The 20,613-nt window shown below is 70.2% G+C and carries 10 protein-coding genes; 2 read left to right on the top strand and 8 right to left on the bottom strand.

The features are described from left to right. Positions 1–10: 10 nt before the first annotated feature. The 8 genes from IH00_RS0106595 to IH00_RS0106560 form a co-directional block, all read right to left on the bottom strand. Positions 11–1,153: a glutamate ABC transporter substrate-binding protein gene (locus IH00_RS0106595; protein WP_078887575.1), complete on the bottom strand. Its 1,143-nt coding sequence runs from the start codon at positions 1,151–1,153 to the stop codon at positions 11–13. A 17-nt stretch (positions 1,154–1,170) separates the two neighbouring features. Then, on the bottom strand, positions 1,171–2,541 hold the full coding sequence (locus tag IH00_RS0106590; RefSeq protein ID WP_420710861.1) for a hypothetical protein: 1,371 nt from the start codon (positions 2,539–2,541) through the stop codon (positions 1,171–1,173). A 289-nt stretch (positions 2,542–2,830) separates the two neighbouring features. Beyond that, the gene (locus IH00_RS0106585; RefSeq protein ID WP_031070567.1) at positions 2,831–3,826 is read right to left on the bottom strand and encodes an N-acetylglucosamine kinase; all 996 of its coding nucleotides are present in this window, start codon (positions 3,824–3,826) and stop codon (positions 2,831–2,833) included. Then, positions 3,817–5,088, bottom strand: a complete 1,272-nt coding sequence (locus IH00_RS0106580; RefSeq protein ID WP_031070565.1) for a 6-phospho-beta-glucosidase — start codon at positions 5,086–5,088, stop codon at positions 3,817–3,819. The genes IH00_RS0106585 and IH00_RS0106580 overlap by 10 nt, the downstream gene beginning before the upstream one ends. A gap of 7 nt (positions 5,089–5,095) precedes the next feature. Then, positions 5,096–5,980, bottom strand: coding sequence for a carbohydrate ABC transporter permease (locus IH00_RS0106575; protein WP_031070564.1), 885 nt, complete (start codon positions 5,978–5,980; stop codon positions 5,096–5,098). After that, complete coding sequence (locus tag IH00_RS0106570; protein WP_031070562.1) at positions 5,977–6,927, bottom strand: carbohydrate ABC transporter permease; 951 nt, start codon at positions 6,925–6,927, stop codon at positions 5,977–5,979. The genes IH00_RS0106575 and IH00_RS0106570 overlap by 4 nt, the downstream gene beginning before the upstream one ends. Further along, a complete protein-coding gene (locus IH00_RS0106565; protein ID WP_031070560.1) occupies positions 6,924–8,252 on the bottom strand; it encodes an ABC transporter substrate-binding protein in 1,329 nt (442 codons plus the stop codon). The genes IH00_RS0106570 and IH00_RS0106565 overlap by 4 nt, the downstream gene beginning before the upstream one ends. 28 nt (positions 8,253–8,280) lie before the next feature. Then, the gene (locus IH00_RS0106560) at positions 8,281–9,441 is read right to left on the bottom strand and encodes an ROK family transcriptional regulator (protein WP_052411213.1); all 1,161 of its coding nucleotides are present in this window, start codon (positions 9,439–9,441) and stop codon (positions 8,281–8,283) included. 482 nt (positions 9,442–9,923) lie between these two features. Between IH00_RS0106560 and IH00_RS0106555 the strand changes: the two genes are divergently transcribed. Continuing rightward, positions 9,924–13,601, top strand: a complete 3,678-nt coding sequence (locus tag IH00_RS0106555) for a laminin G domain-containing protein (RefSeq protein WP_078887574.1) — start codon at positions 9,924–9,926, stop codon at positions 13,599–13,601. A 237-nt stretch (positions 13,602–13,838) separates the two neighbouring features. Further along, on the top strand, positions 13,839–20,423 hold the full coding sequence (locus tag IH00_RS0106545; protein ID WP_031070554.1) for an RHS repeat-associated core domain-containing protein: 6,585 nt from the start codon (positions 13,839–13,841) through the stop codon (positions 20,421–20,423). Positions 20,424–20,613 lie beyond the last annotated feature (190 nt).

The raw sequence follows: 20,613 nt of genomic DNA, 5'->3' as shown, positions 1-20,613 counted from the left end.
CCCATGTCGGTCAGCTCGCCCGGTACTTCGGTGCCGGGGGCCCGGCTATCCCGGGCAGGTCGGCGCTCAGCCACTTGTCGTACGCCTTCGTCCAGGCGCCCTTGCGGTATTCGACGAGCACCTGGTTGACCCGCCGCACCAGGTCGTCCTTGCCGAGCTTGGCGGCCACGCCGTAGTACTCCGTGGTGAACGGCTCGCCCTTCAGCTCGACCGCCGGGTCCTGCGCGGCCTGCCCGGCGGCCAGGGCGTTGTCCGTCACGACCGCGTCCACCTCGCCCATCTGCAGCCGGACCAGGCAGTCCAGCTGGTTGGGCACGGTGTACCGGTCCTTGTCGTCCGCCCTGCCGTCGTTCTCGTCCCGGAACGTGGCGCCGTACGACTTCTTCGCCAGCGCCTCGTAGGCCGTCGAGCCCTCCGCCGAGCAGACCCGCTTGCCGGACAGGGTCGCGTTGTAGCCGGTGACCGGGGAGTCCTTCGGAGCGAGGACCTGCTGGCCGGCCTGGAAGTAGGCGGTGGAGAAGGCCACCTGCTGGATGCGCTTGCAGTTGATCGTCATCGTGCGGACGACGAGGTCGACCTTCTCGCTCTCCAACGCGGCGATCCGCTGGTTGGTGGGGATGGCCCGGAAGATGACCGCGTCCGGGCTCCCCAGGATGTCGGTGGCGATCGCGCGGGCGAGATCGATGTCGAAGCCTTCCAGCGTGCCGGTCGCGGGGTTGCGGTAGCCCCACCGGTAGCTGTTCTGGTCGACGCCGACGACGAGCTTGCCGCGCGCCTTGATGGCGTCGATGGAGGGCCCGCCGGCCGCCGACGGCCGCAGGGAGGCCTCGGGGTCCTTGCAGGTGTCCGCCTCGGCCGTCAGGGCCTCGCTCGCACCGGACACCGCGGAGGAGCCCAGGCCGGTGCCCCGCGACAGCGGCACCAGGGTGAGCGCGGCGGTCAGACCGCACGCGGCGGCCATCGCGGCGACACCGCCCCAGCCGCGCAGCCGGCCGGCGGCCCGCCGGCCCAGGGCGCGCACACCACCGTGCGCCGCCCGCCCGCGCGCCGCCGCGGAGCCGTGCCGTGCGCCGGGAGCGCCGGCGTCCGCGGCCGGGTCACCGGCCGCCGGCCCGTCCGGGGTGCGGGCCGCCCCCTCGCCGAGGTCCTTCATCGTGCCTCCCCTCACCCTCACCGGTACTCCGACAGCCTGCGGTTGATGCCCATGATGGCCCCCACCGCCCCGAGCACGGCCAGCGCCGCCGCTCCGGCCGGCAGTCCGGCCAGCGCGCCGCGGCCGTCCTCGGCGGCGCGGGTGAACTCGCCCTGCTCGTGGTCCAGCGCCTGCTTCAGCGCCGCGTCCACCTCGTCGAAGGACCGGCCGGTGGACTCCTCGTCGCCGATGACCCTGGCCAGGGCGCCTTCGTAGTCGCCGGCGTCGTCCGTCGCGCGTGCCGCCGCGTGCCGCTCCCGCCACTCGCCGACCCGCTGCACCGCGTCCTGGACCGGCCCGCGGCCCGGGGCGTCGTCGGCGAGCCGGCCGGCCCGGGCGAGCGCCGAGCCGAGCCGGTCCATGCCCGTGCCGTAGTCGGTCTCGTACTTGTCCTTGCCGTCCTCGGTCAGCACGGCACCCCGCGCGACCAGGGTCAGGTTCTCGTTGGCGCGCGCCTTGAGGGAGTTGATCCGGGCCTCGTTCAGCACCTGGAGCGAGTCCTGGCCGTACCGGGTGGCGTCCGCGAGCTGGCTCCGCGCGATCGTGTGGCCCGCCGCCAGCCACAGCAGCACCACCACGGACGCGGCGGTCGCGGCGAGCAGGCCCTGGTTGAGGACCCGGTTCGTCCGCAGATAGGTGCGCCGCTGCGCCCAGGCGAGCGCCCCGATGACCACGACGCCCACCGCGAGGGAGATCGACGGCCAGGCCCGGGCGTCCCGGTCGTCCCGCGCGAGCCGTGCGGTCTCCGCCGCGTACAGGCGCTCGGCGGCGGGCAGCATCTCGGCCGTCATCTGCTGGTTGGCGTACCGCAGGTAGGCGCCGCCGAGCGGCAGGCCCTGCCGGTTCGCGGCGCGGGCGCGCTCCACGAGCCCCGTGTAGCGCGGCAGCGCCTCGTTGAGAGCGGCGATCTCGCGTGCCGACCGGCTCGAACCCTCGGTGTTCGCCGCGGCCTTGACGAGCAGCCTCGACGCGGTCGCGATGTCCGACGCGTACCGCTCGCGCACCCCGGCCGGCTCCTGCGCGCCCGCCAGGAATCCGCTGGCGGCCGCCGTGTCGGCGTCGGCGAGCGAGCGGTAGATGTCCGCGGCGTCGGCGCTCAGCGGCTGGCTGCGGCTCACCACGTCGTCGGCCGCGGCGGCCCGGTCGGCCACCTCCAGCGCGGTCACGGCGCCGAACACCACGACCAGCAGCGCCAGTACGGCTCCGATGATCTGCAGCCGGCCCGGCTCGGTCGTGGCGGCGGCGCGCAGCCGCGCCCGCCCCTCGGCCCACGCGCCGCGCGCGGACGGCACGGGCACGGGCACGGGTGCCGCGGGCGCGGCGGCCGCCGCCGGAGCGGACGGCGGCAGCACGGACACCGGCGGAACGGACTGCGATGGAACGGACGGCGGGCCGGCCGGCGACGGCGGCGCGCCCGGCGCGTTCGGCGGCCCGTTCGGCACATCCGGTGCGTATGTCACGTGACCTCCCCCTCGGTCGCTGCCCGCAGTATGGCCGGAGGGGCCGACATTCACACCAGGCTTGACTCGATCTTGTTCCTATCGTGCTGAACGGCCGGTCGCACCTTCATTCGATCCCCCTGTGAATACGCGGCCCGGCCCCGATCGGTTCCCGTTCCGGTGCCGCCCGGCCGGCCGGTCACCTCCCCGCGTAGCACGCCCGCAGCCCCGTCCGGGCGCGGGCCGGTGCGCCCAGGTGGTCCAGCCCCAGCAGACCGGCGCCCAGCACCGGCGGTTCGGTGACGACGGCCGTGACCGCCTTCGGGGCCCTGGCCGCGAGGAGCTCGGCGATCCGGGGGTTGAGCTGCGCGTGCCGGGCCGCCAGCACACTGCCGCCCAGCACCACCGGCACCTCCTCGTCCAGCAGGTCCAGCCGGGACAGCGCCACCGACGCCATCGCGACGACCTCCTGCGCGAGCCGCTCCACCAGCGCACGGGCGACCGCGTCCCCCGCCGCGCTCGTCGCGAACAGCACCGGCGCCAGCTCGTGGCGCCGCCCGGCCGGGATGCGCCCCCGGTGCAGCGCCTCGATGAGGGCGTACATCGAGTCGAGCCCGAAGTGCGCCGGCAGCGCGCGCGCCAGCTCCGTCGGCTCCCCGCGCCCGTCCTCCGCGCGGGCCGCCCACCACAGCGCCTCCTCGGCGAGACCGCTGCCGCCGCCCCAGTCCCCGGAGATCCTGCCGAGCGCGGGGAAGCGCGCCGTGCGCCCGTCCGGCCGCATGCCCACGCAGTTGATGCCGGCCCCGCAGACCACGGCCACGCCGCGGGGCTCCTCCACCCCGGCCCGCAGGATCGCGAAGGTGTCGTTGCGGACCGCGACGGAGCCGGCCCAGCCCCGTGCCCGTACCGCGTCCGCCAGCTCCCGCTCCTCCACCGGCAGGTCGGCGTTGGCGAGACAGGCGGACACGTGCGCGGCGTACGGCGGTCCGCCCAGCCCCGCGGCGGCGGCCGCCGCGACGACCGCGTCGGCGAGCACGTCGATCGCGGCCTCCACCCCGACCACCGGCGGCTGGAAGCCCCCGCCGCGCGCCGCGCCGAGCACCGCCCCGTCGTGCGCCCGGACCACGGCGACGTCCGTCTTGCTGTTGCCCGCGTCGATGGCCAGCACGAGTGCGGCGGCGGGGTTCACGCCCACGCCAGGTGCTCCCGGTTGTGCGCGATCAGCCGGTCCGTCAGCCCTTCGGCGAGCTCGTACTGCCCCACCAGGGGATGGGCGAGCAGCGCCCTGAACACCCGGTCGCGGCCCCCGCGCAGCGCGGCCTGGAGCGCCAGGTCCTCGTACGCCGTGACGTGCGCGATCAGCCCGGCGTACAGCGGGTCCGGTTCCGGCACCGCCAGCGGCACCGGACCGCCGGCGTCCACCGCCGCCTGCCCCTCGATGACCGCGTCGTCCGGCAGGAACGGCAGCGTCCCGTCGTTGTACGTGTTGACCACCTGCAGCCGCGGCCCGCCGGCGCCGGAGCCGAGCAGCGCCGCCACCAGGTCCACCGCCGCCTCCGAGTAGAAGGCCCCGCCCCGCCGGGCCAGCAGTTCCGGCTTCTCCTCCAGCGCCGGGTCTCGGTACATCGCCAGCAGCTCCCGCTCCATCGCGGCGACCTCCGCCGCCCGCGACGGCTTGGTGCCCAGCTCCCGTACGACCTCGTCGTGCGCGTAGAAGTAGCGCAGGTAGTAGGAGGGCACGACCCCCAGCCGGTCCAGCACGGCCCGCGGCAGCCGCAGGTCGCCGGCGATGGCGTCCCCGTGCCGGGCGAGGAGTCCCGGCAGCACGTCCTCGCCGTCCGGCCCGCCGAGCCGCACCCCGCGCTCCCAGGTCAGGTGGTTCAGCCCGACGTGGTCCAGGTGCACCGCCTCCGGGGCGACGCCGAGCAGCGCGGCGAACTTCCGCTGGAAGCCGATGGCCACGTTGCACAGTCCCACCGCCTTGTGGCCCGCCCGGAGCAGCGCGCGGGTCACGATCCCGACCGGATTGGTGAAGTCGACGATCCACGCCTCCGGACTGGCCCGCCGTACGCGTTCGGCGATGTCGAGCACCACCGGCACCGTGCGCAGCGCCTTCGCCAGACCGCCGGCGCCGGTCGTCTCCTGCCCGACGCAGCCGCACTCCAGCGGCCAGGTCTCGTCCCGCTCCCTGGCCGCCTGGCCGCCGACGCGCAGCTGCAGCAGGACGGCGCCGGCGCCGTCGACGCCCGCGTCCAGGTCGGACGTGGTCGTGATGAGCCCGTCGTGCCCCTGCTTGGCGAAGATCCGGCGGGCCAGCCCGCCGACCGCCTCCAGGCGCTCGGCGGCCGGGTCGACCAGCACCAGTTCGCTGATCGGGAGGGTGTCACGCAGGCGCGCGAACCCGTCGATCAGCTCGGGCGTGTACGTCGACCCGCCCCCCACTACGGCCAGTTTCATGATCGGCTCAGCCCTTCACTCCGGTGAGTGTGACGCCCTCGACGAATGCCTTCTGGGCGAAGAAGAAGACGAGGATGACCGGGGCCATCACCAGGACGGTCGCGGCCATGGTCAGGTTCCAGTCGGTGTGGTGCGCCCCCTTGAAGGACTCCAGGCCGTAACTCAGCGTCCAGGCGGCCGGGTTCTCCGACGCGTAGATCTGCGGCCCGAAGTAGTCGTTCCAGGCGTGGAAGAACTGGAACAGCGCGACCGCGGCGACACCCGGCTTCGCCATCGGAAGAACCACCCGGACGAGTGTCCGCAGTTCGCCGCAGCCGTCGATCCGCGCCGCGTCCAGGTACTCGTCCGGGATGGTGAGCAGGAACTGCCGCAGCAGGAAGATGGAGAAGGCGTCCCCGAACGCCATCGGGACGATCAGCGGCCACAGACTGCCCGACAGGTCCAGCTGCTTCGCCCAGAACAGGTACATCGGGATGACGACCACCTGGGGCGGCAGCATCATCATCGAGATCACCAGCATCAGCGCCGGCCGCCGCCCCCGGAAGCGGAACTTCGCGAGCGCGTACGCGACGGGCACGGACGAGACGACCGTCAGCAGCGTCCCCAGCCCGGCGTACAGCAGGGTGTTGCGCCACCAGGTGAGGAACCCGGGCGTCTCCCACACCCGTCGGTAATTGCCCCACTCCCAGGTGTCCGGGACGAGGTCGCGGGTGAGCGCCTGCTGGTCGCTCATCAGGGAGGTGAGGAAGAGGAAGACGAACGGCAGCACGAAGAACAGCGCGGCCGCGACACCCAGCGCGTGCACACCGATCCAGTGCAGCGCCGCTCTGCGGCGGGCGCCGCGCGCGGTGGGCGCCGCGGCCTTCGGCGGTGTGTCCAGGACGTACGTCATGACGGTCGGTCACCTGCCGGTACGAGTCCGCCGCGCCGCCGCATCAGCAGCGCGGTGAAAGCCATGGCGACGGCGAACAGCACCAGGGCGACGACGCACGCCGATCCGTAGTCGAAGCGCTGGAAGCCGAGGTTGTACACCAGCTGCGGAAGGGTCAGCGTCGACTTCTCCGGGTACCCGGGCTCGAACTGCTGGCCGCTGTTGCCGATGATGCCCGAGGCGACCTTCCCGGCCACCAGGGGCTGCGTGTAGTACTGCATGGCCTGGATGACCCCGGTCACCACGGCGAACATCACGATCGGCGCGATGTTGGGCAGGGTCACGTACCGGAAGCGCTGCACCGCCGACGCTCCGTCCAGCTCCGCGGCCTCGTACTGCTCCTTCGGTACGTCGAGCAGGGCGGCCATGAAGATCACCATCAGGTCGCCGACGCCCCAGACCGCGAGCATCGTCAGCGCGGGCTTGGACCACGCGGGGTCGGTGAACCAGCCGGGGGCCGGCAGGCCCAGGTCGGCGAGGATCGCGTTCACCGGGCCGGTACCGGGGTTGAGGAGGAAGACGAAGCCGAGCGTGGCGGCGACGGGCGGCGCCAGGTACGGCAGGTGGAACAGCGTCCGGAAGACCCCGGCGCCCGTCTTGATCCTCGTGACGAGCAGCCCGACGCCGAGGCCGAAGACGACCCGGCAGGCGACCATGACGACCACCAGCCACAGCGTGTTGCGCATGGCCGGCCAGAAGGCCGGATAGCCGGAGAAGACGTAGGTCCAGTTCTCCAGCCCGGTGAACTCGGGCGGCTGGAACCCGTCGTACTTCATGAAGGAGAAGTACACGGTCGACACCAGCGGGTAGGCGAAGAAGACGCCGAAGCCGACCAGCCAGGGGGAGAGGAAGGCGGCGGTGCGCAGCGCGCCGCGGGTGCGCTTCGCCCGGAGCGTGTGCGTGGTCACCTGGCCTTCTCGATGTCCGTGTCGATCTGCCGGGCGGTCCGCTCCAGCCCCGCCTTCAGGTCCTTCTCCCGGCCGGACTCGTACAGGTAGCCGAACTCCTGCAGCGTCACCTGGTACGCGCCGCCGTTGACGGAGGCCGGGGTGGTGTTGGACTTCGGGTGCCGGGCGATGTCCAGGAAGGTCTTGAAGCGCGGGTCCAGCTCCAGTCGCGGCGAGGCGAGCGCGTCGTGCGTGGACGGCACGTTGCGCAGCTCGTTGGCGAAGTTGACGACCGCGTCCGTGTCGGTCGTCAGGTACTTCACCAGCTCCCACGCCGCGTTCTGCTTCCTGCTGGTGGCCGCGATGCCGATGATCGTGCCCGACAGGTAGCCCTTGCCGTATTCGGCGGCCCGGTCGTCCGGGACGGGCAGCGGGGCGACGCCGACCTCGAAGGGCACCTCGGCGTCGGCGGTCATGCCGAGCCGCCACTCGCCGTCGAGCTGCATCGCCACCTGGCCCGTGTGGAAGGGGTGCTTGGCGCCCCACTCGTCGCCGAAGGTGTTGCGGTACCTCTCCAGCTTCTCGAAGCCGCCCAGCCTGTCGATCAGCTTCTTCTGCCAGGTGAACATGGCGGCGAAGGCCGGGTCCTTCGCGATGTTCGACTTCCCGTCCCGGTCGAAGTAGGCCGGGCTCCACTGGGCGACCAGGTGCCCCGGCGTCGACTCGTAGCCGTGGAAGTTCGGCATGAAGCCGAGCCGCTCGTAGGAGTCGCCCTTCTCCTTCGTCAGCTTCTCGGCGGCCTCGTCGAACTCGCTCCAGGTCCTCGGCGGGGACGCGATCCCGGCTTCCGCGAAGGCGTCCTTGTTGTAGTAGAGGCCGTACGCGTCCCCGAGCAGCGGCAGCGCGCAGCGCCTGTCCTCGAACTGCGTGTAGTCCAGGCGGGGCTTGGCGAACGTCTTCTCCAGGTCGATCCCCGACTTCCCGATGAACGGCTTCAGGTCGGCGAAGGCGCCCGACGAGCAGAACTTGCCCACGTTGTCCGTGGTGAACGACGACACGACGTCCGGGGCGCCGGAGCCGCCTGCCCGCAGGGCCTGCTGGATCTTGTCGTCGGTGATGTTGGGGACGGCCTTCACCGTGATGTTCGGGTGGGCGTCCTCGAACCGTTCGACGGCGGCGTCGACCGCCTTCACCTCGTTCGGCGCCGACCAGCCGTGCCAGAAGGTCAGCGTCACCCGGGCCTTCGGATCGTCGTCGGCCCCGGCCCCGGCGGAACCGGTGCAGGCGGAGATGAGCAGGGCTGTCGCGGCGGCCGCGGCGAGCGCGGCGGCGTGTGTGCGGACCATGGGCGTCTCCCTGGGTGTGGGCTCGAGCTCAGCGAGAGGTGTCGAAGACTTCGTCCCGCGTCGCGGCCAGCGCACTCTCCAGCGCACCGCGCAGGACGGGGTGTTGCCGTACGCCGCCGACGACCAGCCGCGGCCGGGAAGCGGCGAGCTCGCCCAGCTCGGCCTGCACGCGCTCGCGCAGTGCCTCGCCCCCGGCGGTGATCAGCGCGCCGGAGAGCACCACGAGCTCGGGGTCGAGGACCGCGACGAGCGAGGCGAGCCCGGTGGCGAGGGCGGTCGCGTAGGCATCGAGGAGCCGGGTGTACGGGGCGTCGTCGCGGTGGGCGGCGCGCTCCAGCAGGGCGGCGGCGACCTCCGCGTACGTGCCGCGCGGCACGTCCTCGATCCCGTACGCGCGGGCGAGGCGGGGCAGCGCCTGGGCGCCGGCGAGCTCCTGGAAGCCGCCGCTGTTCGCCTTGGTGACCTGGCGCACCAGGGGGGCGCCGGGAACGGGCAGGAAGCCGACCTCGCCCGCGCCGCCGGTGAAACCGCGGTGCAGCCGCCCGCCCAGCACGAGGGCGGCGCCGAGGCCCTCCTCGTTCCACAGCAGGACGAAGTCGCCGTGCCCGCGGGCGGCTCCGAGGCGCTGCTCGGCCACCGCGACGAGGTTGACGTCGTTCTCGTACTCGACCGGCATCGGCAGCGCGGCGGCCAGTTCCTCCAGGAGGGTGGGGGAGTGCCAGCCGGGCAGGTGGCTCGCGTACCGCAGCCGTCCCGTGCCGGGGTCGAAGGCGCCGGGCGTGCCGATCACCAGCCGGTGGACGTCCGCCCGGGTGAGACCGGCGGCCTTCACGGCCCCGTCGAGCGCCTCGCCCACCTGGCGCACCACGTTCCCGGCGGGCCGCTTGGGGGTGGCCAGCTCGAACTCGCCGACGACCGTCCCGGTCACATCGGCGACGGCGGCGCGGATGCGGCGCGGGTCCACGTCCATCCCGGCGGCGTACGCGGCCCGGGCGTTGACCGCGTACAACTGCGCGTTGGGCCCGGGGCGCCCCTCGGTGGTCCCGGTGGCCACCACCAGCCCGGCCGCCTCCAGCCGCGCGAGCAACTGCGAGGCGGTGGGCTTCGACAGCCCGGTGAGCTTCCCGATCCGGGTCCGGGAGAGGGGCCCGTGTTCCAGCAGCAGATCGAGCGCGGCCCGGTCGTTCATGGCGCGCAGGACGCGGGGGGTCCCGGGGATGCCGCCGACGGGCGCCCGGCCGCTCCCGCCCGCGCTCGCCGGTGAGTCCCCGTCGCTTGCGAGCGTCGTTCCGCCGGCTCCGGCCACGAGGCGGCACCTGCCTTTCGAGGACTGTTAGGAAGCTTTCCTGTTGTGGTGGGCAGGAAGGTACGGGGGAGGTGGACGGGCGTCAAGGGGGACGCCCGGGCCATGGATCGCCTGGCGATATGCGGCTGAGGTGCCGTCGCGACTCTTTCGATCGCGATGCGCTGGTTCATCCGGACATGCGGGGGGTCAGGTTCCTGCATGTGACACCTTTTCCTACCGTCACTCCTTGACCAACACCTGTGTCGCTCCGTAACGTCCACGCGTTGTCAAAAGCAAACGTGTGTTCTAGGCGGGCCTGGGGAGGCCCGGGGGTGGGGCGAGACATGTCTGTCCGTACAGGAAGACGACGAGGCAGCAGAAGCGTGATGGTGGCGGTGAGCCTCGCGCTCATCGCCACCGGCGCGTCGGGATACGTACAACAGGCCGACGCCGCGGCCGGAGGAGCGCTGGCCGAGGGTGTGACGGCCCGGATCGCATCCACGCTCGCGGCCGAGACCGGTGAGCCGGTAGAGGTCGTCGCGGAGCGCTCCGAGTACACGCGGACGATGGCGAACCCGGACGGCACGTACACGCTGACGCAGTCGGTGACACCGCAGCGGGCCCGCGCCGAGGACGGTTCGTGGCGCAGCATCGACGTGACGCTGGAGAAGCGGGCGGACGGCACGATCGGACCGAAGGTCGCGGTCGTGGACGTGTCGTTCTCGGGGGGTGGCAGCGGTGCGGACCTGATTCGCCTCGCCTCGCCGCGCGGCGCGCTGGAGCTCGGCTGGCCGAAGGCTCTGCCGTCGCCCACGCTCTCGGGGGCGACTGCCACGTACCCCGAGGTCTACAAGGGGGTCGACCTGCAGCTGACGGCGACCCCCGAGGGCTTCCGCGAAGTGCTGGTGGTCAAGTCCGCCGAGGCCGCGGCCAATCCGGAGCTGAACCGGATCAGCCTGTCGGCCAGGGGCGAGGGCCTGGACATCGTGCCGGGCGCGGGTGGCGGCCTGCGCGCGCTCGACGGTGACGGGAACGCGGTGTTCAGCGGCCCGGCCGGCATGATGTGGGACTCCTCCGGTGACTCCGGTGGCGCCGGTGACGGTGTGCAGCCGCAGCTGATGCCGGCTGCCGAAGGCCCGGAGTCGGCCGAGGGTGCGGCGGACCCGGCCCAGCCGGACGCCGGTGACGCCACGGCCGTCCTGCCCGTGCAGGTCTCCGACGGCTCGGTGACCGTGGTCCCGGACCTGGGGCTGCTGCGCGGCAAGGACACCGTCTTCCCCGTCTACATCGACCCGCCGATCGGCACCGGAGCCTCGGAGAAGTCCGTCATCTCCTCGGACGGCGACCGCTGGTGGAACTTCGACGGCGACTACGGCGTGGGCCGCTGCTACCGCGTCGGCCCGTGGTACTGCGACGCCGACCACACCAACCGCATGCTCTTCGAGTTCGCGCCGACGAAGCTGACCGGCATGCACGTGCTGGACGCGACGTTCCGCGCGTACGAGACGTGGTCGTTCTCCTGCACGCCGCATGAGATCGAGCTGGTGCGTACGAACAACATGTCGGAGGCCACCAGGTGGCCGGGCCCGGCGGAGCTGGACCACATGGGGGACCAGAACGTCTCCGCGGGCCGCGGTGAGCACTGCTCGCCGGAGCAGCCGGACAAGTGGATCGAGTTCCACGACAACCCGGCCGAGACGGACGAGAACCTGACCGCGACGGTCCGGAACTTCGCCAACGGTTCGTTCTCGCGCCTGACGCTGATGCTCAAGGCGAAGGACGAGAGCGACCCGGACGCGTGGAAGCGGTTCGAGGACAACGCCGACCTTCAGGTCATCTACGTGCCCAAGCCGCACCTGCCGAACAACGTCGGCGTGATCCCCGGCCTCGGGAAGCAGCAGTACTGCGCGCGGGACGTGTCGGACCCCACCATCGTCACGTTCGAAAAGCCGCGGATCCAGGGAATGGTGCAGACGCAGCAGCAGCCGCAGGGTAACGAGTTCCGCGGATCGCTCCGTGCGCTGTTCCACACGCAGTACCTGAAGAGCGATGGCACATGGGCCGACGCCTTCAAGACCAACGTTCCGTCCACGGGCTCAGACCCTGACGACACGCTGGAGCGGTACGAGATCGACGGTGTGGCCGACGGCGTCACCTACCGGTTCAACGTACTGACGGAGTCCTACTGGACCTGGAACGGACAGAACGGCAAGTTGTCGTCCGGACGCTCGGCCTGGTGCTACTTCAAGGTCGACACCAGCGCGCCGAAGGCTCCAGCGATCAGGTCCAACCTGATCGACGGCAAGGGGTACACAGAGTGCACCGCGACGCTCTGCGAGGGGCACGGCGGACCGGGGGAGCCGGGCAGCTTCACCTTCACACCGAACATCGCCGACAAGGACATCACGGGTTACCGGTGGCGCCTGATGACCACGGCAGTGACCCGAGCCAAAACGGTAAGCGGCGCAACAGCCACGGTTCCGGACGTCATCCCCTCGTTGGCCGGTACACACGTACTGACCGTCGAGGCCATCGATGTCCGGCAGCGAACCGGTACGCCGGCCGAGTTCGTGTTCAAGGTCGCCCCGGGCTCCGCGGAGACGAGCCGCTGGAGCTTCGCCGAAACCACCGGCTCGACAGCCGCGGACACGGGAACCGAGGGCACCGTCCGGCACGACGCCACGCTGCGACAACCCCAGGGCACGACCACCGTGACGTGGTCACCGCTGGGCCGCCGAGGCGACGAGGACCACTCGATCGCGCTCAACACGGCCGTCATGGACCCCGCGCTGCAACGGGGCTACGCCGACACGAACACCCCGGCGGTCAACGCGAAGGACTCGTTCACGGTGTCCGCTTGGGCCTACCTCACCGATACCATCGCCAATCGCGCCGTACTGTCTGCGCCAGGTGAGCACGACTCCGCCTTCACGCTGATGTACTCGGCTACGAAGAAGACATGGGTCTTCAAGCGCGGGACGCGCGACACCGCCGATGCCCTGGACGTCGTGACAGCCGCCACCCAGCCGGCCACCGCTCGTGTATGGACACACCTGGCCGGTGTCTTCGACTCGAAGAACGACACCGACCCGAAGAACGACACCATTCAGCTGTTCGTCAATGGGCGCCCGCAGGGCGAACCGGTCGTGGCCTCATCGCAGTCCGCGGCATACACCGCCTGGACGCCGACCAACGGCCTGCAGTTCGGACGGACGAAGACCAAGAGTGCCGACAAGACCTTCTCACAGTACTACCGCGGCAACATCGACGAGGTGGCCGTCTGGCACCGGGCGCTGACGGCCGAGGAACTGCGCAGCGAGGCCAAGGGAGTCCAGCCCGTGGACGACCAGCCCAGCACGGCGCTGGTCGCGCACTGGAACGCCGTCGGTGCCACGGGCACTTCACTGCCGAACCAGTCCGCCTACCCGGTCGGGGGCCTGGCGCTGTCGGCGTCGGGGGCATCGCTGCCCGGCGAGGACAACGGCCTTGTGCTGAACGGCAGTGCGGGATACGTCACGGGAACCGGTCCGGTCGTCGATGAGCTGGGTTCCTTCACCGTCTCGGCCACCGTGAAGCTGAACGATGCCGTACTCGCGAGCAAGGCAACCGGATATCGCGCGTATGTATTCGGGCAGGCTGCGACCACGCCTGGTGAATCCTCCTGGGCGTTGTGGGCCGAGAAGGACGACACCGGGTACAGGTGGAAGTTCGGCCGGACGGTCATCGACGCCGCAGGCAAGCCCGTCACCAAGTTCGTGAGCTCACTCGGCCTGGCTGTGACGGATACCTGGGTGCAGGTCACGGGGGTCTACGACGCGGCGGAGTCCCCGGACGGCGGCGTCACCTCCGGTAACACGCAGCTGTACGTGAATCTCGAGCGCCAGCCTCACCGGGAAGACTCCGCCCTCGATGCCCCTGGTCAGGGGAGCGGTGCGCTCAGCGCCGGCCGTGGCTCAGCCAACGGCACCACGGGCCACTACCTGCCGGGAAGCTTGCAGAGCCTGCGCGTATGGGTGGGTGCCATGAGTGAGTACCAGGTCTTCACCAAGGTCCTCGGCGCCTGAGCCGTAGCTCTCAGGATGCCCCTGCGCATCCGGCGAGGTGGCGCAGCTCCGGCTGACTCCCGGCCAGTGGCCACGCTCATCCCACCAGCGCATTCATCCAGTCGCCAGGCGCCCCGACGGGCCCTTCATCACGCCGCCCGAACTGCGGCCTACCACAGGAGAACCATGAGCAAGCCCACGCCCCTCGCCTTCCGGCGAGGCAGATACCGAAGAAGAGCGTCTCTCTCGGTGCGGTCCATGTCCGCAGCCATCGGTCTGGCCCTGATACCCGGATTGCTGACAGCTCCGGCTTTCGCGGCGAGTGGTCCCGATCCCCTGGGCCGTCCCGACCTGCCGGCGCCGCAGTCGCAGAAGGTGGCACGGTTCGACGCCCAGCTGGACCCGAAAGTTGCCACTCGGCTGGCGAAGGCTGTCGCGGACGCCAAGGCGGACGTTGCTCAGGCCAGAGCTGATCAGGACCAAGCGGTCGTCTGGCCCTCGGCCGGGACCGCCACGCTCTCGCTGCCGTCGTCCGGTGTTGCGAAGGCGCGGCCGGGCCGCCTGCCGGTGGCCCTGGCACCTGCGAAGGCGGCTGAGAAGGCCAGGAGTGCGACGGCGCCCACAGGTTCGGTCACGGTCAACGTCCTGGACCAGAAGCGCGCCGCCGCCCTCGGTGTGAAGGGTGTCGTCCTCACGGTCACCGCACCGGCGTCCGGGGGAGCGGCCGAGCTGGCCATCGACTACGGCAGGTTCGCCTCCGCCTACGGCGGTGACTGGGCGGGACGGCTCCAGGTGCTGCGCCTGCCCGACTGCGCGCTGAAGGATCCGGGGAGTGCGAAGTGCCGCACCCGTACGCCGGTGCCCTTCACCAACCACCGCAAGGTCAACCGCCTCGACGCGCAGCTGGCCTTCAAGCCCACCGTCACCTCGGCCCGGCGCGCAGCCGTCATGCCGAAGTCGGCGTCCGCCCCTGCCGCCGGCCAGACCCTGGTGCTCGCGGTGGCCGCGGGCACGAGTTCCGGGTCCGGCGACTACAAGGCCACCCCGCTTGCCGCCTCCGCGACCTGGGAGGCCGGCGGTTCCTCCGGCTCGTACACCTGGAACTACCCGCTGCGCATCCCCGCCCCGGCGGCGGGACCCAAGCCGGGCTTGAGCATCTCCTACGACTCGGGGAGCGTGGACGGCCGCACGGCCAACACCAACAACCAGGGCAGTACGGTCGGTGAAGGCTTCGACATCACCTCGTCGTACATCGAGCGCAAGTACGGCTCCTGCGACGACGACGGGCAGACCGACAAGTTCGACCTGTGCTGGAAGTACGAGAACGCCTCCCTGGTCCTGAACGGCAAGGCCAGCGAGCTCGTCAAGGACGACACCACCGGCACGTGGCGGCTGAAGAACGACGACGCCTCCACCGTCGTCCACTCCACCGGCGCGGACAACGGCGACGACAACGGTGAGCACTGGACCGTCATCACCGGTGACGGCACCAAGTACGTCTTCGGCCTCAACAAGCTCGAGGGCGCACCGGCCGACCAGCGCACTGAGTCCGTGTGGACCGTCCCGGTCTTCGGCGACGACGCGGGCGAGCCCGGCTACGCGGATGGCACCGGTTTCTCCACCCGTGACAAGAAGCAGGCCTGGCGGTGGAACCTCGACTACGTCGTCGACACCCATGGCAACGCTTCCAGCTACTGGTACGAGGCCGAGGAGAACCACTACGACAAGCTCGGTGACGACACCACCGGCACCCCGTACACCCGCGGCGGGTACCTGGAGGAAATCCGCTACGGTCAGCGTGCCGGAGCACTGTTCACCGGCGCCCCGGCCGCCTCGCACAAGGTCGTCTTCGCTTACGCGGAGCGCTGCATCCAGTCCGGCACGGGGTGCAGCAACCTCGACCCGGACACGCGTGACAACTGGCCGGACGTGCCGCTGGACGCGATCTGCCAGGCCGGCGCCAAGTGCACCGGCATCACCGGTCCGTCCTTCTTCACGCGCAAGCGTATGACCGCCGTGACCACGCACGCCTGGGACGCGGGAGCCACCACCCCCGGCTTCGCGGCAGTGGACAGCTGGGCGCTCACGCAGGTGTATCTGGACCCGGGCGACACCGGGGACTCGTCCGACCAGTCCTTGTGGCTGAAAGAGATCCGCCACACCGGCCTTCGCGGCACGCCGATCACCCTCGACCCGGTCAGGCTCGACCACGAGTTCCGCCCGAACCGCGTCGACGGCGCCCAGGACAACATCCTGCCGCTGAACAAGCCCCGCCTCTACGTCGTCACGTCCGAGACGGGCGCGCAGACGATCGTCAACTACCTGCAGGCGGACTGCCTCGCAGGTCAGGCCAAGCCCAAGGTCGACGAGAACACCCGTCGTTGCTACCCGGTCTACTGGTCCCCGAACGGCGAGAAGGACCCGGTCCTCGACTGGTTCCACAAGTACCCCGTCTCGCAGGTCTCCACCGCCGACCCCAAGGGCGGCTCAGCCACCGTCCGCCACACCTACACCTACGAGGGCGGCGGCGCCTGGCACTACAACGAGGACCCGCTGGTCAAGGAGAAGGAACGCACCTGGTCCGTCTGGCGCGGCTTCGGCAAGGTCACCCACCTCACGGGCGCGGCCGACAGGACGCAGTCCAAGACCGTCACCGTCTACATGCGCGGCATGAACGGCGACCGCGTCCTCGGAGCCGACGGCAAACTCCCCGACAAGGACGCCCGCAAGACGGCCACCGTCACCGGTATCAAGGCCCCGGCCATCACGGATACCGACCAGTACGCCGGCTTCACGCGCGAATCGGTCACCTACAACGGCGCCACCGGCCCCGAGATCGGCGGCCAGGTCAACGACCCGTGGTCCAGGCGGACCGCCACCCAGCACAAGTCGTACGCCGACACCGAGGCGTACTTCGTCCGCACCGGTGCCACCCACGCCCGCACCAGCATCACCACCGTCTCACCGCCCCGCGACCGCATCCGCTCCACGGCGACGGCGTACGACGCCTACGGCATGGCCGAGACCGTCGAGGACAAGGGCGACACCGCGGTCACCGGTGACGAGAAGTGCACCCGCACCTGGTACGCCCGCAACGACACTCTCGGCATCAACAGCCTCGTCGCGCGCAGCCGTACGACGGCCAAGCCCTGCGCCACCGCCGAAACGGCCCTGGACCTGCCCGCCACCTCCGCCGTGCCCGGCGACGTCATCGCCGACACCGCGACCGCCTACGACTCCCTCACGTGGACCGCGGCGCAGAAGCCAACAAAGGGCGAGGCGCAGTGGACCGGCCGGGCGAAGTCGTACGGCACCGACGACCAGCCCGTGTGGCAGAAGATCTCGACAGCCACCTACGACACCCTCGGCCGCCCTCTGACGGTCAAGGACACCAACGACTCCACCACCGCCACCACCACCTACACCCCCGCCGCTGCGGGCCCGCTCACCGCGACCAGCGTCACCAACGCCAAGTCGCACACGGCAACGACGCTCGTGGACTTCGCCACCGGCGCGGCACTGAAAGCGACCGACCCCAACGGCAAGATCACCGAGAGCGAGTACGACAGCCTCGGCCGCGTCACCAAGGTCTGGCTGCCGAACATGTCGCGCTCAGGTGGTTTCAGCCCGAACCACGTCTACACCTACAACGTCACGTCCACCGACCTGTCCTGGGTGTCCACCGGCACACTCAACAACCAGGGGACCGGCTACAACACCACCTACGAGATCTACGACAGCCTCCTGCGCCCGCGGCAGACGCAGTCGCCCTCACCCGCCGGCGGTCGTCTGATCGCACTGACCCGGTACGACGAGCGCGGCATCGCGACCTCCGTCCACTCCGACATCTGGGACCAGACGGCTGCCCCGTCCGGCACCATGGTGGAGATCGACGGGGGCCAGGCCCCCCTGCAGACCGACACCACCTACGACGGCGCAGGCCGGCCCGTCAAGGCCGAGACCAAGGTCAGGAACGTTCTGCGCTGGTCGATCGACACGGCCTACACGGGTGACACCGTCACCACGACCGCCCCGGCCGGCGGACAGGCCGCCGCGGTGGTCACCAATGCCCTCGGCCAGACCACACAGCGCCGTGAGTACGGCGGCACCCAACCGACCGGCGACGACTACACGGCGACCAACTACACCTACGCACCCGCGGGACAGCAAGCCGTCGTAGAGGGCCCGGACAAGGCCAAGTGGACGTACACCTATGACCTGTTCGGCCGCCAGAGCAGCGCGACCGACCCGGACAAGGGCAAGGCGACCACTACCTACAACGAACTCGACCAGGCCATCACGACCACGGACTCCCGGGGCAAGACCCTCGTCACCGAGTACGACGCCCTCGGCCGCAGGACGGGCCTGTGGGACGGAACGAAGACGGACGCGAGCAAGCTCGCCGCCTGGACCTTCGACACGCTCGCCAAGGGACAGCAGGACACAGCCGTCCGCTACGAGAACGGCGTCAACCAGACGGCCAGCAAGGCCTACACCCAGAAGGTCACCAGCTATGACCCGCTGTACCGGCCCAACGGCACATCACTCACCCTGCCCGACAGCGACCCGCTCGTCCAGGCAGGTGTCCCCAAGACGCTGTCGGCAGTGACGTACTACCACCTCGACGGAACCCTCAAGCAGGCCAGCAGCCCGGCCGTGGCCGGCCTGCCCTCCGAGATGGTCGCGTTCAAGTACGGCGCACTGGGGCAGCTGGAGTCCACCCAGGGCATGACCGGGTACGTCCAGGCGGCCATGTACTCCCCGCAGGGTGACCTGCGCCAGCTCAACCTGGGAGTCAGTCAGACCGCCAAGAAGGCGTATCTCAACTACAGCTATGAGGACGGCACACGGCGCCTGACCAAGTCGTGGGTCACCGACGACGTCCACGCCTACATGCCGCAGGAACTGCAGTTCTCGCAGGACCCCGCTGGCAACGTCACGTCGATCTTCGACGCCACCACGCAGGGCGGCACGGCGAAGCCGGACTACCAGTGCTTCACCTACGACGGCCACCGCCGCCTGAAGGACGCCTGGACACCGAAGACCCCCGACTGCGCCACGGCCCCGGCCACCGCCGGCCTCGACGGCGCGGCTCCCTACTGGACCACCTACGCGTACAACACGGCGGGCCAGCGGACCACGGAGACCGAGCACACCACCTCGGGTGACAAGACCACCACCTACACCTACGGCACCGCCGCCGCCCAGCCGCACCCGCTGGCCAGGACGACCGGCGCGAAGAACGCCACGTACGCCCATGACAAGGCGGGCAACACCACCAGCCGGCCCGGCACCCAGGCCCAGCAGACCCTGACGTGGAACACCGAGGGCAAGCTGGCCGCCACCACCGAACCGGCGGCCGGAACCAAGCCTGCCCTGGGCACCAGCTACTTGTACGACGCCTCCGGCGAGCTCCTCGTCCGCCGTGCCACCGGCGACGGAGACACCGTCCTCTACCTCGGCGGCACGGAGGTCCGCCTGACCACGAAGGGCACCACCAAGACGCTCAGCGGCACCCGTTACTACAGTGCCGCAGGCCAGACAGTCGCGGTCCGCACGGCCACCGCGGGAGTCACGGGCACGAAGCTCAGCTTCCTGGCCGCCGACCACCACGGCACCAGCAGCGTGGCTCTGGACGCCACCACCCTGGCCGTCACCAAGCGCTACACCACCCCCTTCGGCGCCCCGCGCGGCACCGCGCCGACCACCTGGCCCGACGACAAGGCCTTCCTCGGCAAGCCGGCCGACAAGTCCACGGGCCTGACCCACATCGGCGCCCGCGAGTACGACCCGGCGATCGGCCAGTTCATCAGCGTCGACCCGCTGCTCGCTCTGGACCAGCACCAGTCGCTCAACGGATACGTCTACGCCAACAACAACCCCACGACGCATGCCGATCCCACCGGCCTGTTCACATGGGAAGGCGACAACAGCCCCTACTTCGACACCGGCGGCACGGGCGGCACGAGCACCGTCGGCAATGCTCCTGGCAACGACCGGCCCGACGGAGCGCACGCCGGCTGCTCGGGCCGGGGCTGCGGCGGGCCGGGAGGCGGCAAGAAAGGACCCACTTCCGGCGGCAACACTGGCACAGCCAGCGGTGGCAACTCAGGCAGCAGCACAGTGATTGGTTGTCCGACTCCTCGAAGGTGCGGAGGCGGTGCTGGCGCTGGCCCCCTCGTAGGGCCCGCGCCAGTGGACCTTCCCTACATACACCCCTTGTTCGCAGAACCGGGGTATGAACAAACGCGTTTCTGTGCGGCCATGCCCATTGACCCGCGCTGCAATCCTGGTGATGCCATCACTGGCGGTGGAGATGACGGACTCGTAGAGATAGGCGCCAAATGGTTCCTCGGTGTGTTGGAGTCGGCTGAAGTCTATGGCCAGGATAGTCGGGTGGCTCAACAAGTAATGGCTTCGGACCTTACGGCGATTCAACGAGCCGAAATAGCCAAGCGGTATAGGGAAGAGGGGTTGACCGAAGGTGCACTTCGCTACTCGATCGCTGATGGTACTGATCATGGAGGACAGTTCAGAAAAGATGCGAAATCCATGCTCACAGGAGATCACAACGTAGCTACAGCGGTGCTGGGGTCGTATCAGACAAGGTACAAGATCATTCGAGCCAACCATAAGGGCATACAAGCCAGAATGACGATCGAAAACTCCATGACGGCTTCGTCCTTCGCTCACATTGCTACGGGGTACGAAACACCATCGCAGAGGTTTATTGAGCGGTGGGTAGATCACGACGGGGTGATTGCCACAAGGATGCTCGGCTCGAACGGGATGATGACGTCCCATCACATGACAATCACATTCCAGACCGTAATATACTTTTGACCGACCCGGCTCGTGTGGGTCGCATAGGGTCGCAATGTGTTCCTGCAAGTGGACGTGCCCGGCACTCCACTTGCAGGCAGCTTTGCTTATATTTGCGACGAAGTGAGGGGATTTAATGAGCTTTGCCGATAATAGGCCTGCCTCGTTGGGGCGCTTGCGCAGAGTTGTCACTGCTGTGCTTACGGTATCG

The organism is Streptomyces sp. NRRL S-118 (assembly GCF_000716335.1).
GTDB lineage: Bacteria > Actinomycetota > Actinomycetes > Streptomycetales > Streptomycetaceae > Streptomyces.
The sequence above is the reverse complement of the archived record's forward strand: the minus strand, read 5'-3'. Positions and strand labels throughout refer to the sequence as shown.